Genomic DNA, 14,920 nt, shown 5'->3' with positions numbered 1-14,920 from the left:
CTTTTTCTTTAGGAACGCGGAAAATGGGCAAAAAAACAGCGAAGATATCGAAATTGGGTCATATCTGTTCCTATTCTCTTATCCATTCAATGCCTGCATAAGTTTCTATGCTGTCCAAGAGTTCTGAAAATTGTACAGGATGAGTGATAAAATGATTACAACCTGCGCTGAAACTTTCAGTTTTTTGTTGTTCAAGTACATTAGCGGACAGCACAACGATGGCTAATTCACTAAAACGCTGATCCGCTCTTATAGTGCGAATACAGCTTAAGCCGTCCATTATCGGCATTTTGAGATCCATAAAGATTATGCTGGGTAGTTCATGCTTGTCATATAAGCGCTCTAATAGGCTCAATGCCAGTTTTCCATTTTCTGCATCCATCACCTTAAAGCCCAGCGGTATGAGTAGCTGATGAAATAAGTTACGATTTTTGATTTGATCATCAACCACCAAAATTGTCCGTGTATTAGCATTTTCAGACGAAACATATAGTGGACGATAAGCAATGACTTTTTTCTCATTACTGAAAGCTTGCTGATGATTAAATCTATCACGCTCCGTATTAAGAGAACTTGCATCTGATAACAAGGCTAATTCAAACCAGAAATGGCTGCCTACCCCCTCCTGACTTTCAACCTGTAACTGCCCCCCCATTTGCTCAATAAGTTTACGGGTAATTGATAAACCCAATCCCGTACCTTCCTCATTTGCTTTTACTTTGCCTTGATTAGCAAGTTGTTGAAAGGGTTCAAAAATTTTTGATAATTCCTGTTGTGGAATAGCAATACCGGTATCGCGCACACTGAAGCGTAATTGTTTATTATATTGTTGGATTTTGAGTGATACATTGCCTTTTTCAGTAAACTTAATCGCATTACTTAATAAATTCAATAAAATCTGCTGTAAACACTTTTCATCAAAATATACCTGTAAGGCCAGGGTTTCTGCCTTGGCATTAAACTCTAGCTTAAGTCCTTTACGACGGGCGCGGATCTGCAGCATTTGTTTAATACCTGCAAGAAAGTTACTCAGCTTAAAATAGTGCGGATGAAATTCCAGTTTTCCCGCTTCAATACGGGATAAATCCAAAATATCGGCAATTAAAGTCAGCAGATAATTACCACTTTGATAGATGGTATGTACACTCTCCATTTGTTCAGTGGTCAGAGAGGAAGATATTTCCAGAATTTGTGCATATCCCATAATACCATTTAAGGGCGTGCGTAATTCATGACTCATATTTGCCAGAAAGGTACTTTTTGCTTTATTGGCCTGTTGCGCTTGTTGCTGCGCTTGTTCTGCCAATAATTTAGCGTCCAATAAGTGTTTCTCAGATTGACGCCGAACCATGACTTCTTGTTGTAGTTTCTTATTAACTTTTTGTAATATCTGGTTTTTATCTGCAAGCTGATTTTTTAAAATTTGTTTCTGATATCGATGATGGCGTTGATGTCGCCAATATAACAAACCTGTAATCAGGATAATTAACACAAAGGTACTTAATGTAATAAAAGGGGGGTATAACCACCAGGGTTCAGGTACTTCCAGTTCAAATTCAGCCCGACTTTTTGTTGCATAAGCAGGTGAATTGAATTCTACCTGAAAAGTATAGTTCCCAGGTGGTAAATAACTGTAGTTTACCCGGTTTTGTTTAATATTAAGCCATTTAGCATGCAAACCCTTCAAACGATAACGGTAATAATTTTTTTCATGCTGGAAAAAACTGGGGGCCATAAATGTAACGGAAAGCCTACTCTCCTGCCTAGCTAGCTGCACAGCATCCGGTGTTGGACTGGGTTGTTTTAATAATGTGATGGTTTTGCCTTCTGAATTAACATCAATTGCTGTAATTAATAATTTAGGGGCTGTTTTAGCGGCTTCCCAGTTTTGCGGGTTAAAGCGATTAAAACCATTACGACCACCAAATAATAAATAACCATCAATACCTGTGGTACAGGCTAAGGTAAATTCATTGCCCTGCAATCCATCAAATACGCTATAGCGACTGCTGACTCCAGTTTTTGGATTAAAACGAATCAGACCCTGGTGGCTGCTGAGCCACAAAAAACCGGCATTATCCTCTAAAATGCAATGAATAAAGTCATTTGCCAGTGGGGGAGAAGAACTTTCCCGATAAGCCTGGAAACTTTCATGCTCTGGTTTAAACAGATTTAAACCACCCCCTTCAGTGCCTATCCATAATCGTAAATCACTATCCTGATAAATTGTCAGGATATTAGGATCAGTCAGATTCCCCTTTTTTTTATAATTTTCAGAAAAATGGTGTAACTTTTGTTGCTTTGGATTAAAACGAAACAGGCCATGCGTCTGGGAACCAATCCAGAGATTGCCTTGTTGATCAGGGTAAATAACGGAAATTGATAACAGTTCATCCCGTTCATGTGGTTTTTCCTGCACTAATAGCGGGTGTTTAATAAATTTTTGCTGTTGGCGATCAAATTCACTTAAACCTTGGTGGGTACCAATCCAGAGGCGGTTATCGACATCACTGGTAATTGCCTGAATGGCATTATTGTTTTTTTTCATACCGGGTTGATAAGCATAGGAGACAAAACCTTGCCGTACCTTATCAAAATAACTTAAATAGGCATTGTCCGTTCCAACCCAAATCTGACCATTGGCATCCTGGTGCAAACTGTGAACCCTATTATCAGGCAAACTGAAAGGATCATTTTTATCATATTGATAATGTTCAACCTTTTGATAATCGGTGGAAAAATGATCAAGCCCAAATCCATCCGTAGCAACCCAAAGACTACCATCTTTATCCTGCAACAAACTGCGCACATGATTACCTGCCAGACTATTTTGAGAGTCCGCCCGGTGATGCCAATGTTGAAATGGCGCTAACTGACCATAATTAATGCCACCACCATCGGTCCCCACCCATAAAGCACCCTCCCTGTCTTTATACAACGAGATAACCTCATTATGACTGAGAGTTCTGATATTTGAAGGATCATGAGTATAATGATGAAACTGACCTGTCTTGGGATTTAAAACATCCAGACCGTTGCCATCAGTACCTATCCAGATAAAACCATTTTGCTCTTCCAATATCGTCCAAACTTCATCCTTAGCCAAGCTGTTTGGGTTTTCCCGATCATGGGTATAGGTTTTAATTACTGTTTGTGATACCGGATCAAAATGTAATAAACCACCGACAGTGCCTATCCATAACATGCCCCGGTGATCTTTAATTAAATGGGTAATATGATTTTGCCGATAAGGCGTTGTTTTGGGGTTCGATAAATAATGTGTAAATTTGCCGGTGGCACGATCCAAACGGTTTAGCCCGTTTTCATCGCTGCCAACCCAAATAAAACCTTGATCATCTTCAACAATCGACCAGACTGCATTATTACTCAAACTTTTGGGATCATCGGGATCATGCCGATAGGACTTTAAAAAAGTTTTATCTTGATTGAATTCATACAAACCATTGCCATCGGTGCTGAACCACAGATGTTTATCCTGCGTGGCATAAATTGCTCGAATATCATAATTAGCATTTTTTTTATTATTTTTTTCTCCCCAATAGCGAATAAATTCCTTTTTATCTTTATCCTGCTCAGCGCTGCGATCATAAGCAAATAGACCCGATTTCGTGCCAATCCATAACAAACCACCCGGCTCATAATACAAACTGTGAATTTTATGATTACCCAGCGTATTCGCATTTTCTGCATCATAACGATATGATTTAATATCCGTACCATCATAACGATTCAATCCATCCCGGGTTGCAAACCACATAAAGCCTAAATCATCCTGGGCAATGGCATAAATGGTATTTTGCGATAGACTTTGCTCTATAGACAGGTGATGAAAAATTAGATTCTGAGATTCTTTATGTGCTGCCAATAGTGGTGAGCAGAGCAAAATCATCAATAAAAATATTTGGATAAAAAACACAAGGTAAACCTTTATGGATACTAAAAAATATTATTTTATGTAACGATACACGACTTTTATATTTTTGTTGCTAGTTTAGCGTTATAGCTTTGCTGATATGGGGGCGACTGTTAATCTATTTTTTTAAGTTATGGCATTGCCCCAATCGTTTCCCCGTCTGCTCATGCTCTGAGCAATCCCCATCCTTGTTGCAAAAAAAAAGGTAAACCAAATGGTTTACCTTTTTTTATTTAAAAGTACAGATAAATGCCAATCACTTACACCGAAGCAACGACATTGCTGTCAATTTAAATAGCGACAATATTCTCAGCTTGTGGGCCTTTTGGGCCTTGAGTGACGGTAAATTCAACTTTCTGGCCTTCTGCCAGGGTTTTAAATCCGGAACTCACAATGGCACTAAAGTGAGCAAATAAATCCGGGCCGGATTCCTGCTCGATAAAACCAAAACCTTTAGCTTCGTTGAACCATTTAACGGTTCCATTAACAGTATTAGACATAATAACATCCTGAAAATTAAATATAAGAGAGCCTTCAAGAGGCTTGAATAGCGGGAAATGAGATTGACACTTAAGAAACAACAGGACGAGGAATTACGAATAAAACAACGAAACAGTAGATTCAAACAAGATTCTTTCTTTTCTAGCTGGAACAGCAGCATATAGACTTTACTAACGATGTCAAGAAAAGAATTTATAAAAAGCTGGGGGGAAATGGCGCGCCCGACAGGAATCGAACCTGTGACCTCAGGCTTCGGAGGCCTGCACTCTATCCAACTGAGCTACGGGCGCATAATCATGACATTATTTATAGATAATCATGTCATACCACACACATAAAGGCGGCAAAGCATACCCGTTTTAGCGCATAATGTCCACTTCAATACCAATAAAATACCGTGTATGATTGGTAGATAATATTAATTAACCTGAATTCGATGTTAAGCTTCATTCATTCGCTTCGCTACTGAAAGTCGCTTACATCTCATGCCCGACTTATTGATCTAGGAGTTTTCTTATGAAGCAACCCACTCAAGTTCTCATTGGCGTAGCTGCAATTTCTTTGTTGGCTGCTTGCAGTCGCACTGAAGTGGTGCCGGAAATCCCTGCGCCAGTCTCAGGTACGGGGCCAGGTATGACGCCACCGGGTACGGTAGTGGTACAACCTGGTAGCCCAATAGGTGCGCCGCCAACGATGACACCGCCAGTTAATACCGGCGTGCCAGCGGGTATGCATGTGGTACAACCGGGGGAAACTTTATACAGTATTTCACGCCGCTATAACACTAGCGTCAATCAGATTATGGCCTTAAATAGTTTGCAATCGACGGCCTTAAGTATTGGCCAGCAATTGCGTGTTAGCGGCAGTCCCACAATGCCAGTTGCACAACCAACCTATACCCCACCGCCAACCTATACTCCGCCGCCAACCTATACCCCAGCACCCACTTATACACCTGCTCCTGCAACACCCGCCTATGGTGCAGTGCATAGCGTGCAACCTGGCGAAACCTTATACAGCATTTCCCGCCGTTATGGTTTAAGTGTTGAGCAATTAATGGCAGCCAATAGCCTGCGTTCAGCGACTTTAAGTATTGGTCAGCAACTGCGTCTTGGTGCTACCAGCGTACCGGCTTATCCCAATACTGCGCCTGTGGCACCCAGCTATGGCAGCGTGAAATACCATACTGTACAACCTGGTGATACCTTGTACAGCATTTCCCGGCGTTATGGTAGTACGGTGAGTCAGATGATGTCCTTAAATAACTTACGCTCAACGAGTTTACGTATTGGTCAGCAATTGCGGGTTGCGCCATAAGGAGCGAGAATTTTATAACTTCAGCAACTTGGCTGGTCTTTTTCTCCATTTTCTGCGTTGTGAAAACAGTTACATAGCTTGCTATGCGCCTGTTTTCACGCCTTGAAAATGAATAAAAATCCTGCGCCCAGTTTCTGTATTTATTTTATCCTCACTCCTAAGTTTAAAGGAGGCCAAGCCTGGGCTTGGATTTCTTGGGGCAACGCCCCAAAGTCATTAACTTAAGCAAAAACAAGTTTCACGCAAAGATGCCAGACAATAAAGGATGGCTGCTAAAAAAATAAAGCGCTCTTTGTGTTCTTTTTAAAATGTTTTTTGCAAAACAAGCCCTGAAGGGGCGTAATCACGATGAAACGTTCTTTTACTAAAATGCATGGTTTAGGCAATGATTTTGTGGTGTTTAATGCCGTTGCCCATCCTTTAGTGCTGACTGCCGGGCAAATCTGCAAAATTGCGGATCGGCATACCGGCATTGGTTGCGATCAGGTATTGCTGGTGGAATCTGGCAGTATTCCTGAAGTGGATTTTAATTATCGTATTTTTAATGCTGATGGTGGGGAAGTTGAGCAATGCGGCAATGGTGCGCGTTGCTTTGCCCGTTTTGTCCGGGAACAGGGCTTAACTGACAAAGATGAGTTGGTGGTACAAACCCATTCCGGTATTATTCGTCTGTATCTGGAAACCGATGATCAAGTGCGAGTGAATATGGGGGTGCCGCTACTAGAGCCGCTGGAACTGCCGTTTGAAGCTGAGCAACAAGCACTTGAATACGAGATTCAAGTGGGTGAGCAAAAACTGCGTATTGGTGCAGTATCTATGGGTAATCCCCATGCCGTGCTGGAAATTCCTTCGGTGGATCATGCGCCTGTGGCTAAAATTGGCCCATTATTGGAATCTCATCCGCGTTTCCCGCAGCGGGTCAATGTCGGTTTTATGCAGATTATTAATCGCCAGCGTATCCGGTTGCGGGTATTTGAGCGTGGCAGTGGCGAAACCCTGGCCTGTGGTACCGGTGCTTGCGCAGCAATGGTGATTGGTCGCCTGTGGAATAAGCTGGATAGTCAGGTGCAGGTTGACTTACCCGGCGGTGTATTACAAATACGTTGGGATGATATAACACAGCCAGTCTGGATGACCGGCCCTGCGATACGTGTTTTTGAAGGAACAATTGAATTATGAATAGCGATCCTTTTAGTGGTGCGAGTTTAGAACAATTACCCGAGGAAAAAGTTGCCGCTTATCTGCAACAACACCCCGATTTTTTTATCCATCACGAATCTTTATTGACTAAAATGGATATTCCGCATGGGCCAGATGCCGCCATTTCATTGGTTGAGCGTCAGGTACGGGTGCTGCGCGATGAGAATCAGCAGTTGCAGCGCCAGATTAATACCATGATTGAGGCAGCCAAGCGTAATGAAGTATTAAATGTTCAGATTCAGCATTTAGTGACTGCTTTACTGGAACAAACCGACCTGGATGCATTTTTTGATACTTTGTATCAAAGCTTAAATGAAGAATTTAACACCGATGCTGTTATCGTGCGTTTGTTTGATGTGTCACTGAAAGAACCGCAGATACAAGCAGAAATGGCCTTGCGCCAGGAACTGACAGAATATGATGCGCAAGTATTTAACCTGTTTGAAAATGTATTAAATACCAGCACGCCACTCTGTGGTCGGCTGACGAATGCCCAGGCTGCGTATTTATTTCCCGAGTTAAAACTTGGCTCTGCGGTGTTAATACCACTGGGCACTCCAAAACCGCAAGGGATATTGGCACTGGGTAGTCTTGATGTGGCACGGTTTTATGCGGGTATGAGTACCGATTTACTCAGTTATATGGGCAAGCTAGTCAGTCAGATGTTAAGGCGCTGGCAAGTATGAATCAGTTTGCAGTTATCAGTTATCAGTTATTAGTTGACAAACATGCCTTCGCATTAAACCGTAAACCGTAAACAATGAGCTTATCCAACGAAGACAACTTACGCTTAAATGTTTTGCTGGCAGGTGAAGTCAAAGCCATTCGGATTAATGAATCGAGCATGACTGTTCATGCCTTGACACCGCGTGGCGAAGCCAAGGTCAAACTCAATGCCAATTGCCGGGATGAACAATACCTGCGTCAGGTGCGGGAACTGATTTCCGCTGTGATTCTGGGTTCCCCGGAAGGTTATCCCGTATATATCAGCCGTTGGATCCGCATGGGGCAAGCACGGGATGAAAGCCTGGAACAGTTGCTGAAACTGGGAGAGCCTGAAGCGGTGATTGCCGTTGTACATGCGCCAGGGTTAACGCCGGAACTGGCAAAACGGGCCTGGTGGGCAGCGCAGGAAACAGACAATGCCCGCCAGATGCTGCAAAAAAGTAATATCATCAACAGTGAACTGGGCAAGGAACTGGCTCAGCATATACTGGAGTTTCTGCCATTTGAAGAAGAGCCGATGATGCAGGCCGAATCTGTGCAGCGGATATTACAGCCCGGTTTATTAAACACAGCGGAAATACAAGATTTATGGCATCGTGGTCAGCATAAAAATAGTTATTTATTGGGTTTTTTGCGCAGTGATATGCGTCTGTTGCCAGAACAACAAGCTGCGCATGATGCTTACACAAGCCTTGCTGCCAAGCTTAAACCTCTGACAGAACAAAACAACCCGGTGGCTTTATTGGTGTTAAAGATACTTTCTCCAGAGGGGCAAAGTTTTATCCAACTGTGCGAGCGGGTATTAAAAAAACCAATTAATCAGGATATCGTCAATCACTTTATTGTCTATTTGGCGCAGTACTTTACAAGCTTAAAACCGGATAATATGGACAATCAGGCGATTGAAAGCCTGTTACCCAATGTTGCGCAAGCCTGCTGCATGGAAAACCCCGGCATGGTGACAGGCTTAAACGCTGTGCTTAAACAAGCACCTGAGTTACAAGCCTATTTGCAAGCCATGATGACATTAGCCGCATTGGATTATGGCGTATTGCGCCCGATTTTCTCACGCACAAGCTCCATAGGCTCCCTGATGCGTAAAAAACTCAAACCTGTCACAAGCCCGATTTTTGAACAATTAAAGCAATTACGCCAACCCATTAATATCTAACCCTGGATAAAAGAAATGAAATATTCTTTACTACTAATTTGCTTAGGACTCTTCGTACACCCGGTACTGGCAGCCGACACCATTGCTTTGCAGGGCGTCAGTACGATTGGAGAAAAAAAATATGCCTTTATCAGTTTCCAGGGTAAAACGTTTAAACGCAGAGAGGGGGGGACGATTGGTGAGTGGCAAATTAAAAAAATTGCACCACGTACCGTACAGATCAAATCTCAGAACAAACCGGATATGCCATTACAGGAACTGACCTTGCAAAGTCGCATGACGGAACATACAAGCAAACCCGTTGCTAAAACCAAACCCGCAGTACCCATGCCTTTTGGCGCAAAACCCGCAGCCAAAACCTCATCAGCAACTGCACCCAAATTCAAACCCCGCACCATTGCCGATGAAGATGTACCCGCAGGTCACCACCGTGTCAGAACGCCATTTGGTGATGTTTTGGTGAAAGATGCCAAGAAATAACGATTGGTACTCGTATTTAACCCGGATATTTTATGATCCGGCACCATATTTCTAATTTTCGTGTCTTGAATGTATCCGTTTACTTCTCCTGGGAACGCTGGCATTCTGCTGGCCCTGGGAGAGACTGAACACTTACTCTTGAATATGAAAAAAAATCCTGTGCCAACTGTACCAGTTATTTAATTCCCATTCCTTAGGCAAACCCATAATTTGCCTCTATATTATTTAACAACCCCTGCGCAGCAGCTCCCACTAAGTCCAATACATGTTCAAACCCCTGCGTGCCGCCATAATAAGGATCAGGCACTTCCTGTTCTTTATGCTCAGGAGCAAACGCAAGAAATAAATGGATCTTATCCTGGTGTTCAGATGGACAAATGTGGCGTAGATTGTCTTCATTATCCTTATCCATCGCCAGAATATAATCAAATTGTTCAAAGTCACTCGCCTGAACCTGACGTGCGCGCTGGTCGCTTAAATCAATTTTACGGTTACGGGCTGCTGCCTGCGCGCGCTGGTCTGGGGCTTTGCCGATATGATAAGCATGGGTACCAGCAGAATCGATTTGGATTTTAGCATTCAAGCCCTGCTGTTTGACCAGTTCTGCAAAAGCACCCTGGGCTGTTGGTGAACGGCAGATATTTCCCATACAGACAAATAAGATTTTTAACATTCAGAAAAGTCCTCAAATTGTTTTGACAAACGTGGGTGATATTGTGGATCTTGTAATATTTCCACGCCATAACGCTGAATCAAAATATCAGCTGCGGTTTCATTTTGCAGTGCTTCCAGATGATGAACAGCGCGTTTGAACACGCCGCTGGCATAAGGTGTGTACACCTGACGCAAACCCAAACGCCCCAGTTTCAGACAAAAATCAACATCGGCAAACTGTGCCAGTTGTTCATCAAAACCATCAACTTCCTGCCAATGGGGGCGGGATACTGCCATAAAGTCCCAGGACAGCGCAGTATAATTACGAATGACTAAAGCATAATACCAATAACCGGGGCCTTGCCAGATATTGCGATGGGCATAACCACAAAAGCCATTGACGCCCAGTAACAAACCCGTGTGATAATAACAACCATTAGGATAAATCAGTTTACCGGCCACCGCGCCGATATCACTACGCTGACTGTGTTCCAGTAGCGCATCAGGATAATCGCTGTCCACCAGTTCCACGCTATCGGGAGAAAAAATGAGTTGCTGCCCCTGGGCAATGCGTGCGCCTGCATTATAGCGTTGCGCGCGATTGTGGTCATCAGCAACAATCAGCGTTTGTAGCTGCGCATCAGCCTGACGCAAAGCGATTGCCAGCTTGGCATCCTTACCGGAAAGCACCGCAATAATTTCCACTGGACGGCGACTGCATTGACGGATACTGCGAATGCTGTTAATCGCCTGCGCGCTGTCCACCGCCAGAATATGGGAAATTGTGCAATCCTGCACTTTGCGTTTAACCCGGTAAACACCCAATGCCGTACCCGGTGCATTCAACACATTCACAGTTTCGCCGCGCCGTGACATGGCATTCGCCAGCGCCCGCCGTCCTGATTCATAAGCATAGAGCTTACTGGCAGCATCCATTGCCACCGAATCAGGATGCATACGCCAGGCATATAACACTTCGGGAATATGGCCTATTGCGCGCGCTTGCTCGGTGGTGCGCAAATGAAAATCATAATCCTGCGCGCCGTCCAGGGCAGGATTTAGCTGGCCTACACGTTCCACCAGACTGCGGCGCACTGCCACCAGATGCGGGAAATACATCTGGCTGGTAAACATGTCGGGGTTCCAGTCGGGACGATGGTGCGGATTGTGACGGACACTGTGTTCATCCATCAGGGTTTCATCACTGTATACCAAATCCACGCTGGCATGTTGCTGGATATAATCCGCCAGCGTTTGCAGCGCGTGGGATTCCAGTACATCATCATGATCACAAAATAGCAGCCATTCACCACGGGCTTTTGCTAAGGCGCGATTGGTGTTACCGGCAATGCCTAAACGCGTATCTGCCAGTTGCACCACAAAACGGCTATCTTGCTGCCCCAGATTTTTTAAATAGTCACGCAAACGCGCCTTATCTGAAGCATCATCGGCAATACAGACTTCAAAATCGCTCCATTGCTGAACATGGATGGATTCCAGCATTTCCCGTAAATAGCCCAGATGACTATTCCAGGTGGTCAGAATAATTGAAAACTGAGGAGGCTTATTATTTGATAAGGGCGATGCCTGCCGATAAGGCATAAATGACAGACTTGTATTGTTATCTATAGTCTGTGCCAATTGTGGCTCATCAGGCAATGGATTTGGCAAGCGCCAGTCATTCCAGGGAGAAATCAAATTCGGGTTCAGATAAAGTTCTGTGGGGTGATGGATTTTAGACCTTCCAGATTTTAACAATCGGGGAGGTCTTGCAGGCACAGGGAAATCCCCAAGCCCACGCGCGCGTGCTTCCATGGCAGCCCAAGGCAGGTACACCACACGTTGCTGCTGTTGTTGCACAGCCAGACACAAAGCCACAAACCAATAGTCCGGGTGGCTGATGCCCTGAATTTCCTGGTGCTGTTGCAATACATCCGGGCGCATGGCTAACAAGTCACCAGAAACCACGCTGCAATCACGTACCCGCTTCGCCAGCGGTGTATCATTAAGTTTTCTGCCCTGAAAATCCGCCTGCAAGCGCCCGGATGGCAGATAGGAAAAGCCTGCGTGTAAAATTTGCTGCTGCTGATTGACAATTAAACCGGCTACCATGCCAACTTGAGGGCGTAAGGCCCAACCGCCTAATTCGGACAAAACCAACTCAAAATCGACGGCATCCAGACCTGCACGGCAAAATAAAATAAAATCATAAGGCTCGGCTTGCGCGGATAGCTGTGATAAGGCGGCAACAATTGGGGAAATGCCATCATAAGCAATAATCTCATCGACTTGCCAGTTTACGCTGAAAGTCGGTAAGGGTAAGTCCAGCGGCGCGGCATCCGGTCGGGTTTTTACCCACAACACCCGGCACGGCGTGGGCAACTTAAAATGGGCATGGTATTCACCACTGCCTGCTTGAGCGCTGATGTGATCTATACGCGCCTGGGTACGGGCAAAATATTCGATTAAAGCACGGCGACCGGCATCAAATACCGCAGGTTTTAACTGACCGCCCACCATGGAGGTATCACTTTCGCCCCAGGAATACAGTACTTGAGGAATATGGAAAAACGTGTGTTTGGCACTGAGCAGACGCAGTAACAAATCATAATCCTGAGAGCCGTCAAAACCACTGCGCAGGCAGCCCACCGCTTCAAAAGCAGTTTTAGTCACGCACACCAGATGCAAAATATAATTCTGGGTTTCCAGCAATGAGGGCGAAAAGCCGGGTTTAAAATTATGTTGATAACAAAAGCCCTGGGCAGAAAGCCGATCTTCATCAGAATAAAACACACTGGCCTGCGGCTGCTGCCCGATATGCTCAGCTAGTTTTTCCAAGGCATCAGCATACAGCGTGTCATCATGATCCAGCAATACCAGCCAATCCCCCTGCGCCAGCTTGGCGGCATGATTGGTGGCTCTGGATATACCTTGATTACGCGCATTAAATGCCAGACGTATGCGCCTGTCGCACCCGGCTAATTGCTTTAGCAAAAGGCGCGTGTCTTCCTGAGGCGAGGCATCATCGCATAATATCAATTCCCAGCGTGGATAGTGCTGACTGATGACAGAATCGACCGTGCGCTGCAACCAGACGGGATCGCTGTTATACACCGGCACCAGAATTGAAAAATAAGGCTGTTGCGCCCCGTATTTGTTTTTCGCGCTTAATAAGCGGGGGATGTACAGCTTATGTAACAACAGCCAGATAAAATAGCCAGAATCTGAGGTGCGTAAAGCTAAAAGCTGTTGTCTCAAGCCTTCATTGTGAGTATTGCCCCGGCGCGCTGCCTGCCAGATATGCCATTGGATGCGCCTGCGCTGGATGCTGGCACGGATAAACCGTCCACTGCCAGAGTCAGCAACTGCATCAAACCAGCGTTTAATGATTATTTTGATAAAAAGCTTCAAGCTCATCGGCATGTTCTGCAATGGTTTTCATTGGCGGCAGGGCAGCACGGAAATCGGCAATTTTCTGAGGCTTAGACACAATTGCCAGCAACTGTTTTTGTAAGTCCTCAGCATCACCGGGCTTAAATAACAGGCCATTTTTATCATGGGTCACAAAATCCGGTATACCGCCAATTTCCGCGCCAATCAAAGGCACGCCCAAAGCCATCATCTCAAACACCACTTGCGGCGCATTGTCCCACCAGATGGGCGGCACGATGCCAACATCCATTTTTTGCAGAATCTGCGGCAAGTCAGTATTACGGTAGCCATCATGGGTTTCCAGCCCCGCCAGTCGAGCATTTAACGGCTCCAGCAAAGTCCCGAAATTATGTACACCCTTGGCATAAATATGTAAATGAATTCGGGCTAAATCTTTACTTTCCAGGTTCGCCAGGGTGCGCAGAAAAAATGGAAACCCCTTGGGCTGCGAAGCCAGACCGATATATACCAGATGGATGGGGCGTTTATTATCACTGTAATCCGGCTGTGGATGGGTGTAATGGCGTCCCATTTCTGCAATACGATTACCGATATGGCAGGTTTCCAGCTTGGTTTTATCCACGCCCATGCCGATAAAAATCCGTGACACCCAGGTGGAGACCGATAACACCAAGTCGGCCTGATTAATTGCGGCAACCAATGTTTCGCGGCGTTGTTTATAAGCCAGACCCGCTGATTTTTCTCGTACTGAGATAGTTACCGGTTCAGTGCGGTGTAAGGTGAAGGTTGTTTCTGTTGTCGCTTCAGGTTGCGGCTGGGTATCCACCGGCTGCTGATTTAAACGCTTGCGCTCACGCCAGACGCCAATAATGGAACGCGCCAGCTTGCTCCACAGCAGCAGCGTTTTGATGCTGTTTTTCAGAAAATGGATAGGCCCCCAGAATAAATGACCTTCGGGGTATAAGTGAATGTGATAACCCAGCTTACGTTTGAAAATTTCCTTATCTTTCGGCGGCGGGCTGAAGCAGTTGACGCATTTTGCGCCGTCCTGAAAATCCTCGCAGATTTCCTGATTTTGATACAGTTGATACACCTGATTGCACACCGGGTGATAATTATGCAGTGAAAACACCACCCGCGCGCCGCTGGCCTTAGCCAGTTCAATGCAATGACCGGAAAAGCCCTCAATATTATTAAAGTGCACCAAATCCGGCTTTAAGTCTTGTAATAGTTTCTGAAAAATCTGCTCGATTTCCGGTTCGCGCAAATCCGCTGTCGGGTTGGGTTTGAGCAGATAACCTGGTGAAATATTCGGGGCATTGATCACTTCATAATTAATCACGCCCTGATAATCCGGGCCACGCTTTAAATACGTGCCACCGGCAAAATTATAAGCGTATCCCGCTGACAGCGAGTACATTTGATGCCCACGCGCCTGCAAAGCAAGCGCCATATTCTGGGCATACACATTAACGCCGCCGCCGATTTCAGCACCTAACCATAAAGGTGCCCAATTGATATATAGTATTTTCATGTAAAAGGTC

At 45.0% G+C, this 14,920-nt stretch carries 10 protein-coding genes and 1 tRNA gene; 5 read left to right on the top strand and 6 right to left on the bottom strand.

Annotation, left to right across the window (positions count from 1 at the left end; translation table 11 throughout):
• Window positions 1-70: 70 nt before the first annotated feature.
• The 3 genes from QUF61_RS01740 to QUF61_RS01730 all read right to left on the bottom strand — a co-directional run bounded on the left by QUF61_RS01740 (window position 71) and on the right by QUF61_RS01730 (window position 4,725).
• Complete coding sequence (locus tag QUF61_RS01740; RefSeq protein ID WP_289680167.1) at window positions 71-3,937, bottom strand: hybrid sensor histidine kinase/response regulator; 3,867 nt, start codon at window positions 3,935-3,937, stop codon at window positions 71-73.
• 287 nt (window positions 3,938-4,224) lie between these two features.
• Window positions 4,225-4,434 (bottom strand): cold-shock protein, encoded by a 210-nt coding sequence (locus QUF61_RS01735; RefSeq protein WP_103920470.1) that lies wholly within the window; start codon window positions 4,432-4,434, stop codon window positions 4,225-4,227.
• 214 nt (window positions 4,435-4,648) lie between these two features.
• Window positions 4,649-4,725, bottom strand: a tRNA-Arg gene (locus QUF61_RS01730).
• Window positions 4,726-4,951: 226 nt separating this feature from the next.
• On the opposite strand from QUF61_RS01730, the gene QUF61_RS01725 reads away from it, so the two are divergent.
• From QUF61_RS01725 to QUF61_RS01705, 5 genes are all read left to right on the top strand, one after another.
• Window positions 4,952-5,752, top strand: a complete 801-nt coding sequence (locus tag QUF61_RS01725) for a LysM peptidoglycan-binding domain-containing protein (protein WP_289680165.1) — start codon at window positions 4,952-4,954, stop codon at window positions 5,750-5,752.
• Between the two features lie 348 nt (window positions 5,753-6,100).
• Window positions 6,101-6,931, top strand: a complete 831-nt coding sequence (gene dapF, locus QUF61_RS01720) for a diaminopimelate epimerase (protein WP_289680164.1) — start codon at window positions 6,101-6,103, stop codon at window positions 6,929-6,931.
• On the top strand, window positions 6,928-7,638 hold the full coding sequence (locus tag QUF61_RS01715) for a DUF484 family protein (RefSeq protein ID WP_289680163.1): 711 nt from the start codon (window positions 6,928-6,930) through the stop codon (window positions 7,636-7,638). Before dapF ends, QUF61_RS01715 begins: the two co-directional genes overlap by 4 nt.
• A gap of 74 nt (window positions 7,639-7,712) precedes the next feature.
• The gene (locus QUF61_RS01710; RefSeq protein WP_103920466.1) at window positions 7,713-8,849 is read left to right on the top strand and encodes a sulfur reduction protein DsrS; all 1,137 of its coding nucleotides are present in this window, start codon (window positions 7,713-7,715) and stop codon (window positions 8,847-8,849) included.
• Between the two features lie 15 nt (window positions 8,850-8,864).
• Window positions 8,865-9,329 (top strand): hypothetical protein, encoded by a 465-nt coding sequence (locus QUF61_RS01705; RefSeq protein ID WP_289680162.1) that lies wholly within the window; start codon window positions 8,865-8,867, stop codon window positions 9,327-9,329.
• A 193-nt stretch (window positions 9,330-9,522) separates the two neighbouring features.
• Here the strand turns inward: QUF61_RS01705 and QUF61_RS01700 are convergent, their stop codons facing one another.
• The 3 genes from QUF61_RS01700 to QUF61_RS01690 are packed head-to-tail and all read right to left on the bottom strand — an operon-like array spanning window position 9,523 to window position 14,910.
• The gene (locus QUF61_RS01700; RefSeq protein ID WP_103920464.1) at window positions 9,523-10,002 is read right to left on the bottom strand and encodes a low molecular weight protein-tyrosine-phosphatase; all 480 of its coding nucleotides are present in this window, start codon (window positions 10,000-10,002) and stop codon (window positions 9,523-9,525) included.
• Window positions 9,996-13,400, bottom strand: coding sequence for a glycosyltransferase family 2 protein (locus tag QUF61_RS01695; protein WP_289680161.1), 3,405 nt, complete (start codon window positions 13,398-13,400; stop codon window positions 9,996-9,998). Before QUF61_RS01695 ends, QUF61_RS01700 begins: the two co-directional genes overlap by 7 nt.
• Entirely contained in the window at window positions 13,366-14,910 is a 1,545-nt protein-coding gene (locus QUF61_RS01690; RefSeq protein ID WP_289680160.1) for a glycosyltransferase, read from the bottom strand. Before QUF61_RS01690 ends, QUF61_RS01695 begins: the two co-directional genes overlap by 35 nt.
• Window positions 14,911-14,920 lie beyond the last annotated feature (10 nt).

Origin of the sequence: Candidatus Venteria ishoeyi (assembly GCF_030378065.1) — a bacterium.
Classification (GTDB): Bacteria; Pseudomonadota; Gammaproteobacteria; order Beggiatoales; family Beggiatoaceae; genus Venteria; species Venteria ishoeyi.
Note: the sequence above shows the minus strand (reverse complement) of the source record. Positions and strands in the feature narration are given on the sequence as shown.